The following is a 6,601-nucleotide window of genomic DNA, read 5'->3' as shown; positions in this document are numbered from 1 at the left end:
CCCACCTTTAATGATCTTCTTTCCTATGGTTTATAGATGCGACAGAACCTTTTTTATACGTTAGCTACAGTTAAAACATAATTGACTTTGCCTAGTTAATATTTCAAATTATAAAAAAGGCAAATAATTCTATGATATTGCAGGGCAAAAAAGGGTTAATAACCGGAATAATAAATAAAAGGTCAATAGCATATGGTATAGCACAGACCCTCTCAGAACATGGAGCTGAGCTTGCAATCACTTATCAAAATGAAACAATAAAAGAGAAATTATTACCAATAGTAAGTGAATTAAATGTAGAGTTAATATTGCACTGTAATGTTTCAAATGAGGAAACTATAGATAATGCTTTTAAGGAAATAAAGGAGAAGTGGGGTGCTATTGATTTTTTGGTACATGCAATAGCATTCTCCGATAAAAATGAGCTAAATGGTAAATATGTCAATACTTCACTAAACAACTTTATTAATGCAATGCATATATCGTGCTATTCTTTTACTGCTTTAGCGCAAAGAGCGGAAAAAATGATGTTAAATGGCGGTAGTTTACTTACTTTATCCTACTATGGTGCTGAAAAAGTTATGCCAAATTATAATGTGATGGGTTTATGTAAAGCAGCACTTGAAGCAAGTGTAAAATATATAGCATGTGATCTCGGACCACAGAACATCAGAGTAAATGCAATTTCTGCTGGTCCAATCAGAACTTTGGCATCTTCTGGAATAAGTGACTTTCACTCCATATCGGAATGGAATAGAAGTAATTCTCCACTTAGACGCAATGTTACAATAGAAGATGTTGGCAAGGCAGCACTATACTTATTAAGCGACCTGAGTAGTGGTACAACTGGAGAAATTTTACATGTTGATTCAGGGTATAATGTTGTGGGAATGAAGATAGTAGACTAATACAGTACTGCAGATGCATGTGAAGCCTGTGTTTTTTGTTATCCGAGTAATTGACATTGGAGCCCAGTGTCAGCTACTCGAATGACAACATTTTTTAATTAAATCTCGCACATTAACCATAGAGTTATTATTTTATAAGTATTTGTTGCTGCTGATCTTCTATTTTTACTTCCTCCATTTGGGTTAAGAGATTGTGCGTGAGGGTTGCTCTTGAAGTTGCCTTGCAAGGAAAAAGTCTTTTTCCTCCCGATCTTGGAGTTGCTTTGCAAGCAAGAAATCCTATTGTTCTTGTGTTTGTTTTGCTAAGACTTTATTCTTATTAAGCAGTGGTTAAAAATGAGCATGGCTTTTATTATAGAATGCCCCCCTATAGAAGTATATAGACTATGAAGACTTATCTTACAGGTTGTGGTACTTGTTGTTGATAAAATGTTTTTTCTACACGTGCTTCTTCCACACTGCACCTTCTTGATAAGACTGGCTCCTCAAGGCATTTTATACGTTGCTGTACATCATTAATGCACTGCCCTATAACATCACCAATTTTTCCATCAGCATTTTTTGCCAATAACTCATCAAACTCCCTCTCAATCTCTACTCTCTCAGAGATATCCTTTGAAAGATCACAATATTCCAAAATTTCATCTATCTGAAGTTGTTTTGCTAATAGAAAGTCTTCTTGCTCCTGCTGCTGTTTTATTAACTCTTGAGTTACAATTTTAGCCCTAGAGTAATGATTTCCTTCAAGATATATTGTTTCTCTCTCTTTACTACCCCATAACTCGTCATTTAATTTATAACTCTCACGATTAAACATCTGATTTAGTTGATCATTGTTTATCATTTCAGGATTTGGTTCAAACTTTTGTTGTTTCTCTCTGCCGCTAACTTTACAATGGACATTAATTTCAATGTTAGCTAAAGAAGCTAATAATTGAATTTCTTCAATAAAAGGAAAATAACTTTTACTTTCTATTGCTTCTAGATAGGATTGATAGAGTTCAGGTTTGTCAAGAAATGAGCGTGTAATAAAATCACTGTTATATTCGGCATTATAGTCACTCTCACCAATGCCATCAAGAGCCTCTGCATATTCACTTAGATTAAGCACAGCTTGATTATGCGATATATTAAATTTGCTAACAGCTCTACTTACTAACCTCTTCACATTACCTTCAGCATTTTCAATTTTCCTATTTGTTTGCTTAACCAGACCCTTTATTTTATCAGACTTGCCAGTTAAATCCCCTGGCTTATTAAAAAACATATTAAAAACCTTTTCTAGCTGATCCTTTAAAGGAGCTGGCATACTTGGATCATCTAAAGACGTAAATCGACTTAAAAATTTGTGCCATTCCATTCTCATATCTTGCGCTCTTTCAGCTTTATATGTACCAGAACTGTTATCACCAAACACTGCATGAAAAAAGCAATTGCCATCACCTGCAGTATCATATTTAACTACTTGGTTATTAGAAGGTTCTTTTTCTACATTACTCTCTGAAGTCTTGCGTCCTTTAGCATTTTCAATACTGTCAAAACCATTTGGTAATTTCCGTTTTCTAAGCCCAACCATAATTTCTACCTTAATTCAAGCTATATGTTATTATATTAACTAACTTATTAATAAGTAACTAATTAGATATAGCAAAAATTTTTTAATTATGCAATAATTAAGGCTTTAAATAGCAAATATGAGCTTTAACTGTGGTATAGTTGGGTTACCAAATATAGGAAAATCAACTTTATTTAATGCACTTACAGAGTCAAGTGCAGCTGAAGCTGCAAATTATCCTTTTTGCACAATCGAGCCAAATGTTGGCAAAGTGCCAATACGAGATCAGCGTTTGAAACAAATTGCCTCGATTGCTCACTCGGGGAAAATAATCTACAATCAACTGGAAGTTGTCGATATTGCCGGCTTGGTTAAGGGTGCGAGCAAGGGTGAAGGACTAGGAAATAAATTTTTGAGTCATATCAGAGAAGTTGATGCCATTGTTCATCTGCTCAGGTGCTTTACGGATGACGATATCAGCCATGTAAACAGTAAAATAGATCCAATATCAGATGCTGAAATAGTGGAAATGGAGTTAATTCTAGCTGATATTGATAGCATAGAAAAAAGGCTTCCTCAATTGGAAAAGAAAGCAAAGCAAGGTGATAAAGAGCTAAAGAGACAACTTGAATTAATGCAAGAGGTATTAGCTACTTTAAAATTAGGTAAACCGGCAAGAAGCTTGGAGAATATCGATGAAGATGAGATGAAGTTGCTTCAATTGCTAACAACAAAGCCTGTTATGTATGTATGCAATGTTGAAGATACGAATATCATAACTGGTAATGAACTATCTAAAAGGGTGGAAAAAATGGCGGAAGAAAATAAAAGCAAATTTTATTGTATTTCAGCGAAACTTGAAGCAGATATTGCAAATCTTGATAGTGAAGAGGAAAAACAGAATTTTTTATCAGAATTTGGCTTACAAGAATCAGGACTTGATGGAGTAGCACGTATTATGTATGAAGTGCTAAGTATGATAACTTTTTTTACTGTGGGCCCCAAAGAAGCACGTGCATGGCCAATAAAGATAGGATCAACAGCTGACAAAGCAGCAGGTGTAATTCACACTGATTTTGAAAAGGGCTTTATAAAAGCAGAAACCATAAGCTTTGAAGACTATATAAAATATGGAAGCGAATTAGCTTGCAAAGATGCAGGCAAAATTCGCTTTGAAGGCAGAGACTATATAGTGCAAGATGGTGATATAATGCACTTTAGGTTCAATGTGTAGTATACATCTAACTCCCAAAGAACCAGGGAATCGAGCCTTTCTTTATGGCTTCCTCTTCGCTGATCTCATCTAGTTCCACGTCATGGAGAATGGAGCTAGGTGTTGTAACAACTTCTTTCCCCTGTGGTTGTATATTCTTCTCCTCCTCACATAGTACGTACTCCAGACGTTCTTCTAAAAATTCATGTAAAGCTTTACCTTCTATAAGCACATCTTCGTTTTGCTCAGCTAATTTCAAAATTTCGTCTAGTTCAACATCTTTACCATTAATAGTTGCCTGACCAATCTCAATTTCACTAGGATTTACATTTAAACTAATAAAGCAGTTAACAGAATTACCTTTCTCATCTTCTGCACTCCACCTAATTTTCATATCGCATGTTGCATCTTTTGCAAAATAGTAATTTCTTTTTCCATTATCATTCTTCTCAACCGTTGCTATTCTTTTATCGTTACTGTATATTTCTACTATCTTTACCTCATTTTTATTTCTTTCCATCCCTTCAATTTTGTCAGTGAAAAGACGGCTGATTTCTAAGCTACACCCAGGCTTAGAAATATTAATACTAAGATGATCATAATGATTAAGAGAACGTTTTGCATATGCGCATGGCACATAACATCCATCAAAAAAGGCATGCACTATCAGTTTTGAGAAATTCCTGTCCGTTACTCATCCCTTCTTCGACTCGAAGAAGATATCTACCCAACCTCTTTTTAAAATTCTTTCGCTTGTCTTCAGGAATAGACTTTTCATTCAATATACTTATTATTTCTTTTTGCTTACTTAATACTACATAATTAAAAAGGAAAATGTTCTTATTCCATCGATAATAATTCGCTATTTTGTCAAATGGATCTGCAGGCCAGCCTTTATTATAATTTACGTTATCCTTATCATCTTTACACAAATTATCCTTAAGGCCAAAATTCAATTTTCTAAAATCTGATAATACTTCTTCTACCATATCTTCAAAAAATTGAAGTTTATTTTGAAATTCTTTCCCATAATTCATTTTCTCATTTATTTTAAGAAGATATTCACTAAATTTCTTCCTAAAATTTTCTTGATCTTTGTGGGCAAACCTCTGATCTAATATATCTGTTATGTATTTTTGCTTATTCAATATTACGTAGTTAAAAAGGTCACTTTTTTTCCTCCTTTCATAATCTTCTGCTATTTCGTTAAAACACTCATTACTGTTCTTAAAATCCAATTTTTCGAAGTCTTGGAGCACGTTTTTTACATCATCCTCACTAAAGAAGATTTGTTTGGGGAGACACGTCAGTTCTACTTTGATCATCAAGTTGAGGATTTTTTTTAGTAGATTGGACTAATAAACTTTCTGTGCTGTTAGAGAAAGAATGATTATTTTCTTCAGATTGAGAACTTTTCTTTTTAGACGTATTAGTAAAAAAATTAGTTAGTGAACTAAACATTAAGCACCTCTTAGTATTACTATTTAACTATAACTTAATGCCAAATGTTGTAAAGCTAAAATTAATATGTAAATTCATTTTTTTAAGACAATTATAAGTATCTTCCTTCTATAAAAATTTTATAATCAGCATATGACAAATGTTTAAGATATTGATTTTGTTTGTATTTTTATTACTTTACCAGGCAATATTATTAATGAATTAGTCAGACAAATATCTTGGCCAAACTTTACTCCATCAACAAACTCTCCATTTGTTACTCCAGTTGCAATAAACACTGATTCACTTCTTGCCATGTCTTTCACGGTGTAGATTTTTTCTGGGTCAGTGATATTCAAATTTTTTGCTCTTTCTTTTAATTGATCCGTGTCAAATATTAATCTTCCTTCTATCTGCCCACCGATTGAGCTTAGCGCTGCTGCTGCAAGCACTCCTTCTGGAGCTCCTCCTGTGCCGATATACATATCGTGATTGCCATTTATTAGCGAAACTATGGCTGCAACATCACCGTCATCTATTAATTTCACTTTTGCTCCTAGCTTCCTAATTTTTGCTATTAATTCATCATGTCTTTCACGTTTAAGTACAGTTACTATAAGATCACTTGCTTTACATCCTTTTGCCTTGGCTAAATTGTCCAGATTCTTCTCAATCCTATTTTTTAGTGAGACTACACCCTCTGGGAGATTTTTTCCCACCGCTATTTTTTCCATATAAACATCAGGTGCGTGTAAAAAATTACCTTTTTTCGTTGCAGCAAGAACAGACATTGCCCCTTGTTTATAATGAGCGCAAATCGTAGTGCCTTCAAGTGGATCAACAGCGATGTCAATCTCAGGGCCACTTCCTGTGCCAACTTTTTCTCCGATATATAGCATCGGTGCTTCGTCCCTCTCCCCTTCCCCAATCACAATTGTACCATTTATTTCCATTGAGTTTAGCACCGTACGCATTGCATCAACTGCAACCTGATCGGCCTTTTTTTCATTGCCAAGGCCTGCCAATTTATATGCAGCAAGTGCTGCAGCTTCGGTTACTTTCACTAACTTATAGGCTAAATCTTCCATCATTTACTCGAGAATCATAAATCAATATATATCATGCCATTTGAGACTGCAAGATTACTTGACTAATTTTGATGGAATTGATATAATAAAACATCGTAATAGTAGGTTTAATTATGCTGTACAGTAAGGAGGACATCAGAGAGTTATGTCTAGATGCAGATAGCTTTTTAATTAATGATAATAGGTACAACAATAAAGTGTAATAGTCTAGACTTAATCTGACAAGCATGAATTAACTGACAGAAGAATTAACAAAGTCAAAACCAAAATCAGCATCCTGTTTAATGCTATCAATATTTTTCTGATAAGCAATATGCATACTATCAAAAAAGGTTTGCATAGGAGTCTTACCATAGCAATATTTACCTGAATGCGGTCTAGATCTATTGTAAGAATG

6 protein-coding genes and 1 pseudogene are annotated in these 6,601 nt (G+C 34.1%); 2 read left to right on the top strand and 5 right to left on the bottom strand.

What is annotated here, in order from left to right; genetic code table 11:
- Positions 1-131: 131 nt before the first annotated feature.
- The gene (locus OUY_RS01210) at positions 132-908 is read left to right on the top strand and encodes an enoyl-ACP reductase FabI (RefSeq protein ID WP_139686373.1); all 777 of its coding nucleotides are present in this window, start codon (positions 132-134) and stop codon (positions 906-908) included.
- Positions 909-1,302: 394 nt separating this feature from the next.
- Here OUY_RS01210 and OUY_RS01205 read toward each other — a convergent pair whose 3' ends face one another.
- Positions 1,303-2,484 (bottom strand): hypothetical protein, encoded by a 1,182-nt coding sequence (locus OUY_RS01205; protein ID WP_010406367.1) that lies wholly within the window; start codon positions 2,482-2,484, stop codon positions 1,303-1,305.
- A 118-nt stretch (positions 2,485-2,602) separates the two neighbouring features.
- Here OUY_RS01205 and ychF point away from each other — a divergent pair, with 118 nt between their 5' ends.
- Positions 2,603-3,697 carry a redox-regulated ATPase YchF gene (ychF, locus tag OUY_RS01200; RefSeq protein WP_010406370.1) on the top strand — a complete coding sequence of 365 codons (1,095 nt, stop codon included), beginning with the start codon at positions 2,603-2,605 and terminating at the stop codon, positions 3,695-3,697.
- A 7-nt stretch (positions 3,698-3,704) separates the two neighbouring features.
- Here the strand turns inward: ychF and OUY_RS06255 are convergent, their stop codons facing one another.
- The 4 genes and pseudogenes from OUY_RS06255 to OUY_RS01185 all read right to left on the bottom strand — a co-directional run.
- Positions 3,705-4,196 carry a hypothetical protein gene (locus OUY_RS06255; protein WP_246038565.1) on the bottom strand — a complete coding sequence of 164 codons (492 nt, stop codon included), beginning with the start codon at positions 4,194-4,196 and terminating at the stop codon, positions 3,705-3,707.
- A 127-nt stretch (positions 4,197-4,323) separates the two neighbouring features.
- Positions 4,324-5,001 carry a hypothetical protein gene (locus OUY_RS06250; protein ID WP_246038563.1) on the bottom strand — a complete coding sequence of 226 codons (678 nt, stop codon included), beginning with the start codon at positions 4,999-5,001 and terminating at the stop codon, positions 4,324-4,326.
- A gap of 279 nt (positions 5,002-5,280) precedes the next feature.
- Positions 5,281-6,204 (bottom strand): class II fructose-bisphosphatase, encoded by a 924-nt coding sequence (gene glpX, locus OUY_RS01190; RefSeq protein ID WP_007302771.1) that lies wholly within the window; start codon positions 6,202-6,204, stop codon positions 5,281-5,283.
- A gap of 232 nt (positions 6,205-6,436) precedes the next feature.
- Positions 6,437-6,601, bottom strand: a pseudogene (locus OUY_RS01185) (IS481 family transposase); the annotation flags it as partial.

The sequence above is a fragment of the Wolbachia endosymbiont of Leptopilina clavipes genome (genome assembly GCF_006334525.1).
Classification (GTDB): domain Bacteria; phylum Pseudomonadota; class Alphaproteobacteria; order Rickettsiales; family Anaplasmataceae; genus Wolbachia.
This window is presented reverse-complemented; position numbering and strand designations above follow the sequence as displayed.

Coding starts and splice junctions, on each gene's coding strand:
- OUY_RS06255 (WP_246038565.1), bottom strand. CDS start 4,196: ATGGAAAGAAATAAAAATGAGGTAAAGATAGTAGAAATATACAGTAAC.
- OUY_RS01205 (WP_010406367.1), bottom strand. CDS start 2,484: ATGGTTGGGCTTAGAAAACGGAAATTACCAAATGGTTTTGACAGTATT.
- ychF (WP_010406370.1), top strand. CDS start 2,603: ATGAGCTTTAACTGTGGTATAGTTGGGTTACCAAATATAGGAAAATCA.
- OUY_RS06250 (WP_246038563.1), bottom strand. CDS start 5,001: ATGATCAAAGTAGAACTGACGTGTCTCCCCAAACAAATCTTCTTTAGT.
- glpX (WP_007302771.1), bottom strand. CDS start 6,204: ATGGAAGATTTAGCCTATAAGTTAGTGAAAGTAACCGAAGCTGCAGCA.
- OUY_RS01210 (WP_139686373.1), top strand. CDS start 132: ATGATATTGCAGGGCAAAAAAGGGTTAATAACCGGAATAATAAATAAA.